Genomic DNA, 15,255 nt, shown 5'->3' on the forward strand with positions numbered 1-15,255 from the left:
GCGTCCTGGAGGATTCGAACCTCCGACCGCCTGGTTCGTAGCCAGGTACTCTATCCAGCTGAGCTAAGGACGCGCAGATCTTCTTGCTAAGAAGTTGTGAAGTAAATCACATTCATTTCTTACGAAACAAAAAAAAGGCCATCGGGCCAGTCAATGAATGGCGGTGAAGGAGGGATTCGAACCCTCGATACGGGATAAACCGTATACTCCCTTAGCAGGGGAGCGCCTTCAGCCTCTCGGCCACCTCACCGTTTTCATTGTTATATCTCAAAAGAGATATGGCGCGTCCTGGAGGATTCGAACCTCCGACCGCCTGGTTCGTAGCCAGGTACTCTATCCAGCTGAGCTAAGGACGCACTTTTTGTTGATAAATCAACGTTGCAAGAATGGCGGTGAAGGAGGGATTCGAACCCTCGATACGGGATAAACCGTATACTCCCTTAGCAGGGGAGCGCCTTCAGCCTCTCGGCCACCTCACCGTCTTGCGGAGGCACATATTACGTTTTACCGAAAATATGTCAAACACTTTCTTTGAAAAAATCTACGAAACTGGCTTAACCGTTGCTGATTTAATCAAAGTGACTATTAAACGAACTTTATCACTCTATTATGATGAAAAAAAGAGAGTCTTCTCTGAAAAAAAGACATTTATTTTCAAATAACTTTCTGAAATTCGAATCAACATTATTGATGAATTCACAGCCATACTCAACACAATAGTTTCTGCAAATTTTCAAAAACAGTAAAAACTAAAAAGGCCAACCCTTCGGTTAGCCTTTTTCATTCAAACTAAGCTCTGTAAACAGGAGCGACTTAGTAGTTACCTGAAGCAACGTTGCCATTGCCTTTTTCAGCTTGAATGCGCATGTAGATTTCTTCACGGTGAACTGAAACCTCTTTCGGAGCGTTAACGCCGATACGCACTTGGTTACCTTTAACACCTAGTACAGTTACAGTCACTTCATCACCAATCATCAGTGTTTCGCCTACGCGGCGAGTCAAAATTAGCATTCTTTGCTCCTTGAGTAATCTCTAAATTTTCTTGCTACAAAGCTATTATCCAACAAAAGTTATATTTTCGTAAACTACCTTGTTAGCGAAAATCAGCCTAAAAAGGCATGTTTTTGTTGAATGTTTAATGCTTCACTAGACGTAATGTAAGCATCATGCAGAATGTTTGCTGCTGTATCCACACATTCGGGTGCTAAAACTAGCATCATAGTGAGTGTATTCGTTGCGCTGAAATTGATCTCAATATCTCGCTTTGCCAACAAATCGCATGCGTGCTCTACCATTCCATTGGCCTCAAGCCCCACTGCGGTCAACAGGCTTACCACTTCACTATTACGGATTTTGTCGCTGAACACCAGATCGAACTTGGCACATGCATCTTGTTTTATCATGATACCTGCCCGTTCTGTTTCCTCGATCACACTCCAAATGTCGATACCCAACATCTGACATTGTTTTGTAGCACTAGATAAATGTTCTTTATCGACTTCGATTATGGCAAGGTCACGTTGAATGGCTATACCAGAGACGGCTTGATTGCCTAACTCCCCCTTTACCAGACTGCCTTCATTAACATCAAATGTCGAAAGCACGCGCAGTGGCACATTATTCTTCCATGCAAATTGCACTGAAGGTAAATGTAATACTTTCGCGCCTCGGCTTGCCATCGCTTCCATGGAAGGAAAATCGATAACCGCCAATTTTCGCGCGTTTTTCACTACACGTGGGTCACAAGTATAAATACCATCAACGTCGGTAAAGATTTGACACTCATCAGCGCGCAATGCGCCTGCCAGTGCCACTGCGCTCGTATCTGAGCCACCTCGACCTAATGTGGTGATATCCCCGTTCTCATTCACACCTTGAAAGCCTGCAACAATCACGATTTGGTCTTGCTCAAGCAATCCCAGAATTGTCTTAGTATCAATGTGTTTAATCGTTGCGTCATTGTGTTGATTATCCGTCACAATATTCGCCTGTGCTCCGGTAAGCGAGCGTGCAGCATGACCCAATTTATTGAGTGTCATTGCTAACAGTGCCATTGACACTTGCTCACCAGCAGAGAGCAAAACATCAAGTTCTCGAGCTGTAGGCACGCTATCTATCTGTTTAGCGAGGTCCATCAGTCTGTTTGTTTCGCCTGACATTGCAGACACGACAACAACAACTTGATTGCCATCATTTTTCGCCTTAATGATGTGTTCAGCAACTTGGTGGATTCTTTCAATTGAACCCACTGAGGTTCCGCCAAACTTTTGCACGATAAGGGGCTTTTTCACCAGTCTTCACCTTCCCAAGACCGAAGTCTCTTTAGAACTGCTTATATCGTCAGTATTTCCTTTTAGAAAAATTATATAAGCAGTAGTTACAACAAAAACCAAATAGCCTAAATGACTCGGTTAACTTTTGGTCAATTAAACCACTTGGCTGCTAAAAAAAATTACGCTCAATCAAAGAAACTTGATTGAGCGTAATTTTAGTAGTTAAAAGCTTATAAGCGCTCTTCTAACCAAGGCTGAACTGTTTTAATTGCCTCTGGTAGTGCGGCTACATCAGTACCACCAGCTTGAGCCATGTCAGGACGACCACCGCCCTTACCACCGACTTGCTCAGCAATCATCTTAACTAGATCACCAGCTTTTACTTTACCAGTTAGATCTTTAGTCACACCAGCAATCAGGCCAACCTTGTCACCTGTTACGTTAGCAAGCAGTACGACACCAGACCCCATTTGGTTCTTAATGTCATCAACCATAGTACGTAGGTTCTTGCTGTCAGCGCCTTCAAGAGCTGCGACTAGAACTTTTGTACCATTGACTTCAACCGCTTTGCCCATGATGTTAGCGCTTTCTGCTGCCGCCATCTTATCTTTTAGCTTCTGCACTTCTTTCTCTAGCGCTTTTGCTTTCTGTGCAGATTCTGCCAGTTTCTCTTCGTACTTCGCGTTTTGAGCTTCAATCGCGTCTAATGCAGCCTCGCCTGTTACCGCCTCAATACGTCGAATACCTGCAGCAATGCCGCTTTCTGAAGTGATTTTGAATAGGCCAATATCACCTGTGCTTGATGCGTGAATACCACCGCAAAGCTCTGTCGAGAAGTCGCCCATAGATAGTACGCGTACTTCGTCGTCGTACTTCTCGCCGAATAGAGCCATTGCGCCTTTCTTCTTAGCAGACTCAATGTCCATCACGTTGGTTTCAATCGTGTGGTTGCGACGAATTTGCGCGTTAACTAGGCGCTCAACTTCTTTCAACTCTGCTGCAGTTACGGCTTCTAGGTGTGAGAAGTCGAAACGTAGGTTGTCTGCCTTCACCAATGAGCCTTTCTGCGTTACGTGCTCACCTAAAACTTGGCGTAGTGCTGCGTGTAGCAAGTGCGTTGCTGAGTGGTTTAGAGAGATAGCTGCGCGACGCTCTGCGTCAACGATAGTTGCTACTTCATCACCTTTCGCTAGAACGCCTTCTGCCATTACACCGTGGTGCGCGATTGCGTTACCTAGTTTTTGAGTGTCCTCAACGCGGAATACACCAGACTCAGTACGGATTTCACCAGCGTCACCACACTGACCGCCTGACTCTGCGTAGAATGGTGTTTCACCAAGTACGATGATTGCTTTGTCGCCCGCAGATAGCGAATCTACTTCGTTGCCTTCAACGAACATCGCTGCTACAGAACTAGAGCCTTTAGTACCTGTGTAACCACAGAATTCTGTTTGCGTATCAACTTTGATTGCTGCGTTATAGTCAGTACCGAAGTTACCCGCTTCACGCGCACGTTGACGCTGCTCTTCCATCGCTTTCTCGAAACCTTCTTCGTCGATTGCGAACTCACGCTCACGTGCTACGTCGTTAGTTAAGTCAGCTGGGAAGCCGTAAGTATCGTAAAGTTTAAATACGGTTTCGCCGTCTAGTACTTTACCGTCTAGGTTATCTAGTGCTTCGTTTAGAATCGCCATACCGCGCTCAAGTGTACGACCAAAGTTTTCTTCTTCGATACGCAGTACTTTTTCAACCACAGCTTGTTGACGCTTCAGCTCTTCACCAGCCGTACCCATGATGTCAGCTAGAACGCCAACCAACTTGTGGAAGAATGCACCTTGTGCGCCCAGCTTGTTACCGTGACGAACTGCACGACGGATGATACGGCGTAATACGTAACCTCGACCTTCGTTTGAAGGCATAACACCATCCACGATCAGGAATGAACATGAACGGATGTGGTCAGCGATAACGCGTAGTGATTGGTTTGATAGGTCTTCGTAACCGATCACTTCTGCTGCTGCTTTGATAAGAGCTTGGAATACATCGATTTCGTAGTTTGAGTGAACGCCCTGCATGATTGCAGAGATACGCTCGATACCCATACCAGTATCTACCGATGGTTTTGGTAGCGGTTCCATAGTGCCGTCTGCGTGACGGTTGAACTGCATGAATACGTTGTTCCAGATCTCGATGAAACGGTCACCATCTTCTTCAGGCGTGCCAGGACGGCCACCCCAGATGTGCTCACCGTGATCGTAGAAGATTTCAGTACATGGACCACAAGGGCCAGTGTCGCCCATTTGCCAGAAGTTATCAGACTCGTACGGCTTGCCGCCTTCTTTATCACCAATGCGAACAATACGATCAGCGGGTACGCCAACTTTCTTGTTCCAGATGTCAAACGCTTCGTCATCGGTTTCGTAAACAGTTACCAATAAACGATCCGCTGGCAGTTTAAGAACTTCGGTTAGGAATTCCCAAGCAAAGGAGATCGCATCTTCTTTGAAGTAATCGCCAAAGCTGAAGTTGCCTAACATTTCAAAGAATGTGTGGTGACGAGCAGTAAAGCCAACATTTTCTAGGTCGTTATGTTTACCACCAGCACGTACGCAACGCTGAGCCGTAGTCGCTCGAGTGTAGGCTCGTTTTTCTAAGCCTAAGAAACAATCTTTAAATTGGTTCATACCTGCGTTTGTGAACAGCAGGGTTGGGTCGTTATGTGGAACTAACGATGAACTTTCTACGATTTGGTGTCCTTTGCTCTCAAAGAACTTGAGGAACGCGTTACGAACCTCATCAGTGCTCATGTACATGCAGCTCTTCCTGAAAATAGTCGAGTTAGAATTTTGCCGTATTGTAGATCATGCAAACAGCTGAGACTAGTTTTCTTGAGGAAAAGAGGGAGTAGGAGAAAAAATTTGAAGCAAAACAAAAATCAGCGCAATTGGATCAACGCTAATCTTGGTCTTCAAAGGCAAGCGCATAGCTAATTTGGTCGAAACTGTAGCCTCGGTATTGTAGAAAACGGACTTGTTTTGCGTATTCTTTTTGGTCCTTGGCTTTGACGCCTTTGAATTTCTTTTCTGCCGCCTGTTTAGCCAGTTCAAACCAATCTTGCGGCTCTTCAGCCATAGCTTGCTCAATCACCGATTCCGCAACACGCTTCTGGTTTAACTCTTGACGAATTCGACGCTCTCCATGTCCTTTGTATACATGCTGTCTAATTTGACTCTTCGCGTAACGTAAATCATCTAGATAATTATGGTCTAGGCAAAAATTAATTGCGATGTCGATGTCTGATTCTTCATAGCCCTTCATCGATAATTTTTGGTAAAGCTCATACTGACCATGATCGCGACGGCTAAGCAATTGGATAGCTGCCTCTTTGCTCGATAATGTTGGCGCCTGGCGTTTTTGGTACATGATGATCCTAAAAGTATTTTTGCTGTACAGGCTCTCAATGGCCTTTGTGATAATTCGATTTTTGATTTCAATAGATACAACAAAGCCCCGCATTGCAGGGCTTTGTCATTTATTAATCTATGAGAGATTAAAACTCTTCAGCTTGCTCTGGCGCTTCACCAGCTTCAGGCGCTTCCGCAAGTGCTGGCGCTAGCAACATTTCACGCAGTTTTGTATCGATAGTTTTAGCCACTTCAGGGTGCTCACGCAGGTAGTTACACGCATTCGCTTTACCTTGACCAATCTTATCGCCATTGTAGCTATACCAAGCACCGGCTTTTTCAACTAACTTGTGCTTCACACCTAGATCGACAAGTTCACCTTCGCGGTTAAAGCCTTGGCCGTACATGATTTGTGTGTTTGCTTCTTTAAATGGTGCTGCAATCTTATTCTTAACAACTTTGATGCGCGTTTCGTTACCTACGACTTCGTCACCTTCTTTGATTGCGCCAGTACGACGGATATCTAGACGAACAGAAGCGTAGAACTTAAGTGCGTTACCACCTGTTGTTGTTTCTGGGTTACCAAACATCACACCAATCTTCATACGGATTTGGTTGATGAAGATACACATACAGTTAGACTGCTTTAGGTTACCCGTTAGCTTACGCATTGCTTGAGAAAGCATACGTGCTTGCAGACCCATGTGGCTATCGCCCATTTCGCCTTCGATTTCTGCTTTCGGTGTTAGTGCTGCGACAGAGTCGACAACCATAACATCGATAGCACCAGAACGTGCAAGTGCGTCACAGATCTCTAGCGCTTGCTCACCTGTGTCTGGCTGAGAAACTAGCAATGCATCGATATCAACGCCAAGTTTCTTCGCGTATACAGGATCTAGAGCGTGTTCTGCATCGATAAACGCACAAGTTTTGCCTTCACGTTGCGCAGCAGCAATAAGCTCAAGTGTTAGCGTTGTTTTACCTGAAGATTCTGGGCCGTAGATTTCTACGATACGACCCATTGGTAGACCACCAGCACCCAAAGCGATATCAAGAGAAAGAGAACCAGTTGAGATGGTTTCTACGTCCATTGCGCGGTTATCACCAAGGCGCATGATAGAGCCTTTACCGAATTGCTTTTCAATTTGACCTAGCGCAGCGGCGAGCGCTTTCTGTTTGTTCTCGTCCATTACTTTCTCCGATTTATTCATCTTCTTTGGGCGACGAATAGTAATTCATTTTTCTTAAGCAGAAGAACTGCTCAGCAATGAAAGTTATTATACTGTTGATTCATACAGTGTCCATACCTGTATGAAAAAAATTTGGCTGACCTAAAGTCGTGATTTGCTCTAGCCCTTATCAATGCTGGGCTAAAACAATTTAAGAAATTCTAGAGTAGATGTTGATACAATTGAGTCAGCGCATGCTCGACCGCTTTTTTGCGAACTTCTGCACGGTCACCAGAGAAATGCATGGTTTCGACTTGCTGCCAACTTTGGTTATCAGCAAAAGCAAAGCAGACCATGCCGACTGGTTTCTCTTCACTGCCACCACCCGGCCCTGCAATACCACTGATGGACACACCGATGGTGGCATTGGAGTTTTTAATTGCACCCTGTACCATTTCAATCACAACGGGTTCGCTCACCGCACCATGAGCTTCCAACGTTGAAGCTTGTACACCAAGCATCTCCATTTTGGCTTCATTACTGTAAGTGACAAACGCCCGGTCAAGCCACGCAGAACTGCCAGCAATATCAGTAATAGCAGTTGCAACACCGCCACCCGTGCATGATTCTGCCGTCGTTAAAAGATGCCCGTGTTTAGCCAATAATGCGCCTAAATCGGCACTCAATTTTGTTGTTTTTTCCATAGCCAAAATGCCCTTTGTCTCTTTTTACTTGATAGGGATTCACGTATCCTAAGCCGCTACGGAAATAAACAAAAGAACTTACCTGTGAAAGCTGAACAAAAACACACTCCGATGATGCAGCAATACCTCAAGCTAAAGGCTGAGAACCCAGAGATTTTGCTGTTCTACCGCATGGGCGATTTCTACGAACTCTTTTACGATGATGCCAAGCGAGCTTCTCAGCTTCTTGATATTTCATTGACCAAACGTGGTGCGTCTGCAGGTGAACCTATCCCAATGGCGGGTGTGCCATTTCACGCCGTAGAGGGCTACCTGGCAAAACTTGTTCAGCTTGGTGAGTCTGTGGCGATCTGTGAACAGATTGGCGATCCGGCCACCAGCAAGGGCCCGGTAGAACGTAAAGTTGTGCGTATCGTGACACCAGGTACTGTGACGGATGAAGCGCTGCTTTCTGAGCGTGTCGATAACTTAATCGCAGCAATTTACCATCACAACGGTAAGTTCGGTTATGCGACGCTGGATGTCACCTCTGGTCGCTTCCAACTGACAGAGCCAGAAACTGAAGAAGCGATGACAGCCGAGCTTCAACGCACTGCACCACGTGAGCTACTGTTCCCAGAAGATTTTGAACCTGTACATTTAATGGCGAGCCGCAATGGTAACCGTCGTCGCCCAGTCTGGGAGTTTGAGCTTGATACGGCTAAGCAACAACTCAATCAACAATTTGGCACAAAAGATCTGGTTGGTTTTGGTGTAGAACATGCGTCCTTAGGGTTATGTGCTGCTGGTTGTTTGATCCAGTACGTAAAAGATACTCAACGTACGGCTTTACCTCATATTCGCTCTTTAACGTTTGATCATCAGGATCAATCCGTCATCCTTGATGCTGCTACCCGACGTAATCTGGAAATTACTCAAAATCTAGCAGGCGGAACCGATAACACGCTAGCTGCAGTACTCGACCATTGTGCAACTCCGATGGGCAGCCGAATGCTGAAGCGTTGGTTGCATCAGCCTATGCGTTGCATTGAAACGTTAAACAATCGTCTTGATGCAATTGGTGAGATTAAAGAACAAGCTCTGTTTGCCGATCTTCAACCAACGTTAAAGCAAATTGGTGATATTGAACGCATCTTAGCGCGCCTTGCATTACGCTCTGCTCGCCCTCGCGATATGGCTAGACTTCGCAATGCCATGCAACAGCTACCAGAGCTAGAATCTGTCACCGCTTCTTTGACCCATCCGTACCTAACGAAATTGGCGAAGTATGCAGCTCCGATTGACGAAGTATGTGACCTGTTAGAACGCGCGATTAAAGAAAATCCGCCGGTTGTTATTCGTGATGGTGGCGTCATCGCTGAAGGCTACAATGCGGAGCTCGATGAATGGCGAAAATTGGCAGACGGTGCAACAGAATATCTTGAGCAGCTTGAGCGAGATGAGCGTGAACGACACGGTATCGATACGCTTAAAGTAGGCTATAACAACGTTCATGGCTTCTTTATCCAAGTGAGCCGTGGCCAGAGCCATTTGGTTCCACCGCATTATGTACGTCGCCAAACACTCAAAAACGCTGAACGCTACATCATCCCAGAGCTTAAGGAACACGAAGACAAAGTACTTAACTCGAAGTCTAAAGCGTTAGCACTTGAGAAACAGTTGTGGGAAGAACTGTTTGATCTATTGATGCCAAACCTTGAGAAGCTGCAAAACCTAGCTTCTGCTCTGTCTCAGCTAGATGTATTACAAAACCTAGCAGAGCGTGCAGATTCGTTAGATTACGGCCGCCCAACGCTTGTGAAAGACGCAGGAATTCACATTCAAGCTGGCCGTCATCCAGTCGTAGAACAAGTAACAACAGAGCCGTTCATCGCGAACCCAATTGAGCTTAACCCAGCCCGGAAGATGTTGATCATCACCGGTCCAAACATGGGTGGTAAATCAACCTACATGCGTCAAACTGCGCTGATTGCATTGATGGCACATATCGGCTCTTATGTACCGGCAGAATCCGCACAGATTGGTTCTTTAGATCGTATATTTACTCGTATTGGTGCATCAGATGATCTTGCATCTGGCCGCTCGACCTTCATGGTAGAAATGACCGAAACAGCCAATATTCTTCACAACGCAACTAAGAACAGTTTGGTGCTAATGGATGAAATCGGACGCGGTACTAGTACTTACGACGGTCTGTCTTTAGCTTGGGCAAGTGCGGAATGGCTCGCAACACAAATTGGTGCGATGACCCTATTTGCAACTCACTACTTCGAATTAACAGAGTTACCGAACCAACTGCCAAACTTAGCGAACGTTCACTTGGATGCCGTAGAGCATGGAGATAGCATTGCCTTTATGCACGCAGTTCAAGAAGGTGCGGCAAGTAAGTCTTACGGTCTAGCTGTTGCGGGCTTAGCAGGCGTACCAAAAACGGTCATCAAAAATGCGCGTAACAAGCTATCTCAGCTAGAGCAACTGGGGCAAAACAGTGACACACCACGTCCAAGTGCAGTAGATGTGGCTAACCAGTTGAGCCTGATTCCAGAGCCTAGCGAGGTCGAACAAGCTCTGTCAGGTATTGACCCTGACGACTTAACGCCACGCCAAGCTCTTGAAGAGCTGTATCGCTTGAAGAAGATGCTGTAAACAGACTCACACCGACGAGCAAAAAAGAAAAAAGGCTATGGGGAACCATAGCCTTTTGTGTATCTAGTGAAATACGGATTATTTAATCGTCTTCTACGTTAAACAAGTTTTCCATATTCAAACCTTGTTTGATTAGGACTTCACGAAGACGACGTAAACCTTCCACTTGTATTTGACGTACTCGCTCACGTGTCAGACCAATCTCTCGACCAACTTCTTCCAGCGTCGAAGGCTCATAGCCTAGTAGGCCGAAGCGTCGTGCAAGCACTTCTTTCTGTTTCGGATTCAACTCTTCTAACCAATGAATCAACGATGATTTGATGTCGTCATCTTGAGTCGAAACTTCTGGATCAGAGTTGTTTGCATCAGGAATAATATCCAGCAGCGCTTTCTCACCGTCACCACCGATTGGCGTGTCGACAGAGCTAATACGCTCATTAAGGCGTAACATTTTGCTTACGTCTTCGACTGGAATATCTAATTGAGCAGCAATTTCTTCTGCGGTCGGTTCGTGATCGAGCTTTTGAGAAAGTTCACGCGCAGTACGCAGATAAATGTTCAGCTCTTTCACTACATGGATAGGTAGACGGATCGTGCGAGTTTGGTTCATCAACGCTCGCTCTATCGTTTGTCGGATCCACCACGTTGCGTAAGTAGAGAAACGGAAACCACGTTCTGGGTCGAATTTTTCGACCGCTCGGATCAAGCCGAGGTTACCTTCTTCAATCAGATCAAGTAGTGCTAGACCACGGTTACTGTATCGACGAGAAATCTTAACAACCAAACGTAGGTTACTTTCGATCATACGTTTGCGTGCCGCTTCGTCGCCACGTAGGGCGCGTCTTGCGTAAAGCACTTCTTCTTCGGCAGTAAGTAAAGGTGAGAAGCCAATTTCGCCCAAATACAACTGAGTTGCATCTAAGCTTTTACTGCTCGCGTCAAATTCTTCACGCGCAGTCGCTTTGCTTTCTGTGGATGATGATCTTTCGAGTTCGTTATCAATGGTCTTCACTGACGCATTATCAAATGCAAACTCTTCAACTTTGGTTACTGTGTTGCTGATACTCATAACGCCTCCCCCTGGCGAGTTAGCAAGACATGACAACTCAATATGTCGCTAAATGATGTCGCAAGTTGTTTTTCAAAGTTTTAAGGCAAATAGCGTTTTGGATTCACTGATTTACCTTGATAGCGAATTTCAAAGTGTAGTTTGACCGACTTTGCACCTGAACTACCCATGGTGGCGATTTTTTGTCCGCTTTTTACGCTTTGTCCTTCTGTGACCAGCAGTTTGTCATTATGTGCGTATGCGCTTAAATAATTGTCGTTATGCTTTACTATAATTAAGTTGCCATAACCTCGTAGCGCATTGCCTGAATAAACGACTGTGCCGGCTGCGGTTGAAACGATAGGTTGACCACGCTGTCCTGCGATGTCGATACCTTTATTTCCCTGTTCTCCCGCCGAAAAGTTCTTGATTACTCTCCCTTTTGTTGGCCACAACCACTTTGAGACTTTATCACTCTTTGCTGTGGTAGTTGGCGCTTTTCGCTTCACTTTTTGGTTATCTTTTGAACCAACATACTCCTTTGTTTTCGATTGTTCAACCTTCTTTGGAGGCTGTTTTTGTACGACTTTAGGCTTAGTCTCTGTAGGTTTTTGACTAGAGTTTTTACTCGAAGGTTTAGGTTTAGAGGCTGTTGATGTTTTCGTCACTGGAGCTGGGGGGGGCGTAACAACAGGAGCCACAACGGGTTCAACTTTTTGACCATATTTAGGGGCGACATATTTCGGAGCCCAAAGTTTTAGCCTCTGTCCTGGGTAGATAGTGTAAGGCTGAGTTAACTCATTGTAACGAACAAGATCATTTACATCTTTATCTGTGACATAAGCTATGAAGTAAAGCGTATCGCCTTTTTTTACCTCATAATAACTCCCTCTGTAACTCCCTCTTTCAAGGCTTGAATAGTCTTTTTTTAGGCTAGAGACAGGTGCAGGGGAATGCGCTGCACAACCAACTAGTCCTGCAGCAAACACAAAGCTAATACCAATATGACGTAGTAACTTATTCACCTATCCCCAACCCTTAAGCTAAATCACCCGCAACCAGAGGTACGAACCGAACCATTTCTACAACGGTAGAGAGATATTCGTCTCCCTTACGCTCTATTTTTAATAACTGTTGCTCCGTATCTCCAACAGGAATGACCATTTTGCCGCCATCTCTTAATTGTGAGAGAAGAGCTTGGGGAATCACTTCAGCGGCAGCGGTAACAATGATAGCATCGAAAGGACCTCTCGCTTCCCAGCCCTGCCACCCATCAGCATGCTTAGTTGAAACATTGTAAATATCCAATTGCTTCAGGCGACGCTTTGCTTCCCATTGCAACGATTTAATTCGCTCAACGGAGTATACATGATCAACAATTTGCGCCAGTACCGCGGTTTGATAACCCGATCCCGTTCCGATTTCCAGAACACGACTCGCCGGCTCTAGCTCAAGCAACTCGGTCATACGCGCAACGATATAAGGCTGAGAAATAGTTTGTCCCTGACCAATTGGTAACGCATTGTTATCATAGGCTTGGTGCATCATCGCTTGAGAAACAAAGCTTTCTCGTGGCAAGCGTTGGATAGCATCCAGAACTCTTTGGTCTTTGATGCCACTGGAGATAAGAAACGCTATCAACCTGTCAGCATGTGGGTTACTCATTACTTCTCTTCCTTTAACCAACTATCCATAGCACGCAGCGACTCGTGAGCGGTGAGATCAACTTGCAGAGGCGTCATTGAAACTCGGCCATGCTCAATTGCATAAAAGTCCGTGCCCTCTCCTGCATCTTGCTCCTTTCCTGGTGGCCCTAACCAATAAATGTCATGGCCTCTCGGATCTTTCTGCTTGATCATATTCTCTGCGTGATGACGTGCACCTAAACGCGTAACTTCAATTTCACCTAAATTCTCTGATGGTAAGTCAGGCACGTTTACGTTCAGTAGACGATTCGTTGGAATCGGCGACGCTAAATGCTGTTGTACAATTTGACGTGCAATTTTAGCGGCGGATTCGAAATGTCGCTTACCCACTAGAGAAAAAGCCACCGACTGAACGCCAAGGAAATGACCTTCCATGGCGGCTGCTACTGTTCCAGAATAAAGAACATCATCACCCAAATTAGCGCCATGGTTGATTCCTGACAGAACAAGATCAGGCAAATCATCTTTCATTAGCTCATTCAGCGCGAAATGCACACAATCCGTGGGCGTGCCTTGCACTGAGTAGATATTTGGGGCAATTTCAGTCACGCGTAATGGTTGTTCTAATGTGAGTGAATTCGAAGCACCTGAACGATTTCGATCAGGTGCGACAATGGTCACTTCGGCGATATCTCTCAACTCATCAGCGAGGGCATGAATCCCTTGAGCATGAACACCATCATCATTGCTGATTAAGACCCTTAAGGGCTTCGGGTTTCGTGAATCCTGTTCCATTAGTATTCTCTTTCTACTTCAACCTCATTAACTAACTCACGAACAATAGAGGTCGCAAAAGATCCCGCATCCAGTGAGAAAGTCAACGTAATGTTGTTACCTTCAACCGTCCAAGCTAAATCTTTTGGCTTCAGCGCAATATCGCGACGGTCGTGGCGCATGCGATTACCACGAATCAGCGCCATGAGGTCAGGCTCTTCGTCTAAAAACGGTTGCTCTAATGCCAGAGCCTCGGCTTGAGTAGGCAGTGCATTATCGCCAGCAAGCGCAGCGGTAATTGCCGCTTCACCTCGCGCAAATTGCACTTGCAGAGCAGCTATGTTGTTTGCATCAATCAACTGAGTGCCAGAATTCGTCTGTGCAATGTCACCATCAATGAACTTATCAAACACACCATTCTCTAGACGAGCTGAAACGATGCGGTTGAAAATCCACGAACGAGCCGCTGATAAATACATGCTGCGCTTGTTTTGATTGCGGGTACGAACGTTTTCGCGTCCCCATCGACGTGCTTCTTCAAGGTTGTTACCATCGTTACCAAAACGCTGACTACCAAAGTAGTTTGGCACGCCAACTTGTTTCACTTTTTCAAGACGTTGCTCTACATCCGCTATATCTGTCACTTCAGACAAAGTAACCACGAACTCGTTCCCTACTAGGTCACCAGGACGCAGTTTTTTATTGTGACGATCTGTTGCAAGGATTTCGATACTTGGGTATTGAGCCAAAAACGCTGAAAAATCTGGCGTTTCACCTTTTGGTAAATGGACACTTAACCACTGTTCCGTCACCGCATGACGGTCTTTAAGACCCGCCCAGCTAACGTCTTTCGACTTAACACCACAGGCTTTTGCTAACTCGTTAGCAACGAAGCTGGTGTTCTCGCCCGTTTTACGGATACGAACCATTAGGTGCTCGCCTTCGCCCGTAAAGGCAAAACCTAAATCTTCGCGAACCTGAAAGTGCTCTGGCTGCGCTTTGATTTTTGCCGATGCAACTGGCTTACCCGTTAGGTAAGCCAATGAAGATAAAATGTCTGACATGATGTGTTTCCGCTGATATCACAGCTTAGAAGAGCAAATTGCTAGTTATTGCTTAAACAGAAGTACAACGGCTTCCGTTGCAATACCTTCTTTGCGTCCGGTAAAACCGAGACGTTCTGTCGTCGTCGCTTTTACGTTGATGTTACTAATGTCGGTTTCTAGATCTTCGGCAATTGCCGCACACATTGCGTCAATGTGTGGTGCCATTTTAGGCGCTTGTGCCATGATGGTTACATCAGCATTGCCAAGGCGGTAGCCTTGCTCTTTGACTCGACGGTAAACGTCTTTCAGTAGTTCACGACTGTTTGCGCCTTTCCATTTATCATCCGTATCTGGGAAATGACGACCAATATCGCCGGCAGCAATCGCGCCCAGCAGAGCATCCGTTAACGCATGCAACGCTACATCGCCGTCTGAGTGTGCAATCAAACCTTGCTCATAAGGGATTGCTACACCACCAATAATGACTGGGCCTTCACCACCGAATTTATGTACATCGAAACCATGACCAATTCGAATCATTTTCT

At 45.8% G+C, this 15,255-nt stretch carries 13 protein-coding genes and 4 tRNA genes; 1 reads left to right on the top strand and 16 read right to left on the bottom strand.

From position 1 onward, the window contains the following. From R7O12_RS01325 to pncC, 10 genes are all read right to left on the bottom strand, one after another. A tRNA-Arg gene (locus tag R7O12_RS01325) sits at positions 1–73 on the bottom strand. An 85-nt stretch (positions 74–158) separates the two neighbouring features. After that, positions 159–250: transfer RNA gene (locus tag R7O12_RS01330), tRNA-Ser, on the bottom strand. 29 nt (positions 251–279) lie between these two features. Continuing rightward, positions 280–356 (bottom strand) — tRNA-Arg (locus R7O12_RS01335). Between the two features lie 31 nt (positions 357–387). Beyond that, a tRNA-Ser gene (locus R7O12_RS01340) sits at positions 388–479 on the bottom strand. A gap of 334 nt (positions 480–813) precedes the next feature. After that, positions 814–1,011, bottom strand: coding sequence for a carbon storage regulator CsrA (gene csrA, locus R7O12_RS01345; protein WP_004415691.1), 198 nt, complete (start codon positions 1,009–1,011; stop codon positions 814–816). 92 nt (positions 1,012–1,103) lie between these two features. Beyond that, complete coding sequence (locus tag R7O12_RS01350; protein WP_318105219.1) at positions 1,104–2,291, bottom strand: aspartate kinase; 1,188 nt, start codon at positions 2,289–2,291, stop codon at positions 1,104–1,106. Positions 2,292–2,503: 212 nt separating this feature from the next. Beyond that, entirely contained in the window at positions 2,504–5,086 is a 2,583-nt protein-coding gene (alaS, locus tag R7O12_RS01355; protein WP_005380872.1) for an alanine--tRNA ligase, read from the bottom strand. A gap of 142 nt (positions 5,087–5,228) precedes the next feature. After that, positions 5,229–5,696, bottom strand: a complete 468-nt coding sequence (gene recX / locus R7O12_RS01360; protein WP_025768848.1) for a recombination regulator RecX — start codon at positions 5,694–5,696, stop codon at positions 5,229–5,231. Between the two features lie 127 nt (positions 5,697–5,823). Beyond that, on the bottom strand, positions 5,824–6,867 hold the full coding sequence (recA, locus tag R7O12_RS01365; protein ID WP_005380874.1) for a recombinase RecA: 1,044 nt from the start codon (positions 6,865–6,867) through the stop codon (positions 5,824–5,826). Positions 6,868–7,067: 200 nt separating this feature from the next. Further along, the gene (pncC, locus tag R7O12_RS01370) at positions 7,068–7,550 is read right to left on the bottom strand and encodes a nicotinamide-nucleotide amidase (protein WP_130545006.1); all 483 of its coding nucleotides are present in this window, start codon (positions 7,548–7,550) and stop codon (positions 7,068–7,070) included. Positions 7,551–7,634: 84 nt separating this feature from the next. On the opposite strand from pncC, the gene mutS reads away from it, so the two are divergent. Then, on the top strand, positions 7,635–10,196 hold the full coding sequence (gene mutS, locus R7O12_RS01375; RefSeq protein ID WP_318125564.1) for a DNA mismatch repair protein MutS: 2,562 nt from the start codon (positions 7,635–7,637) through the stop codon (positions 10,194–10,196). A gap of 82 nt (positions 10,197–10,278) precedes the next feature. Here the strand turns inward: mutS and rpoS are convergent, their stop codons facing one another. The 6 genes from rpoS to ispF all read right to left on the bottom strand — a co-directional run bounded on the left by rpoS (position 10,279) and on the right by ispF (position 15,250). Then, positions 10,279–11,265, bottom strand: coding sequence for an RNA polymerase sigma factor RpoS (gene rpoS / locus R7O12_RS01380; protein ID WP_005380887.1), 987 nt, complete (start codon positions 11,263–11,265; stop codon positions 10,279–10,281). Between the two features lie 80 nt (positions 11,266–11,345). Continuing rightward, a complete protein-coding gene (locus R7O12_RS01385; protein WP_318105217.1) occupies positions 11,346–12,269 on the bottom strand; it encodes a peptidoglycan DD-metalloendopeptidase family protein in 924 nt (307 codons plus the stop codon). Between the two features lie 13 nt (positions 12,270–12,282). Further along, entirely contained in the window at positions 12,283–12,909 is a 627-nt protein-coding gene (locus R7O12_RS01390) for a protein-L-isoaspartate(D-aspartate) O-methyltransferase (protein ID WP_005380892.1), read from the bottom strand. Next, entirely contained in the window at positions 12,909–13,685 is a 777-nt protein-coding gene (gene surE / locus R7O12_RS01395) for a 5'/3'-nucleotidase SurE (protein WP_005380894.1), read from the bottom strand. Before surE ends, R7O12_RS01390 begins: the two co-directional genes overlap by 1 nt. After that, positions 13,685–14,728 carry a tRNA pseudouridine(13) synthase TruD gene (truD, locus tag R7O12_RS01400; protein ID WP_005380895.1) on the bottom strand — a complete coding sequence of 348 codons (1,044 nt, stop codon included), beginning with the start codon at positions 14,726–14,728 and terminating at the stop codon, positions 13,685–13,687. Before truD ends, surE begins: the two co-directional genes overlap by 1 nt. A gap of 45 nt (positions 14,729–14,773) precedes the next feature. After that, a complete protein-coding gene (ispF, locus tag R7O12_RS01405) occupies positions 14,774–15,250 on the bottom strand; it encodes a 2-C-methyl-D-erythritol 2,4-cyclodiphosphate synthase (protein WP_005380896.1) in 477 nt (158 codons plus the stop codon). Positions 15,251–15,255 lie beyond the last annotated feature (5 nt).

This window comes from Vibrio sp. Vb1574, assembly GCF_033338675.1.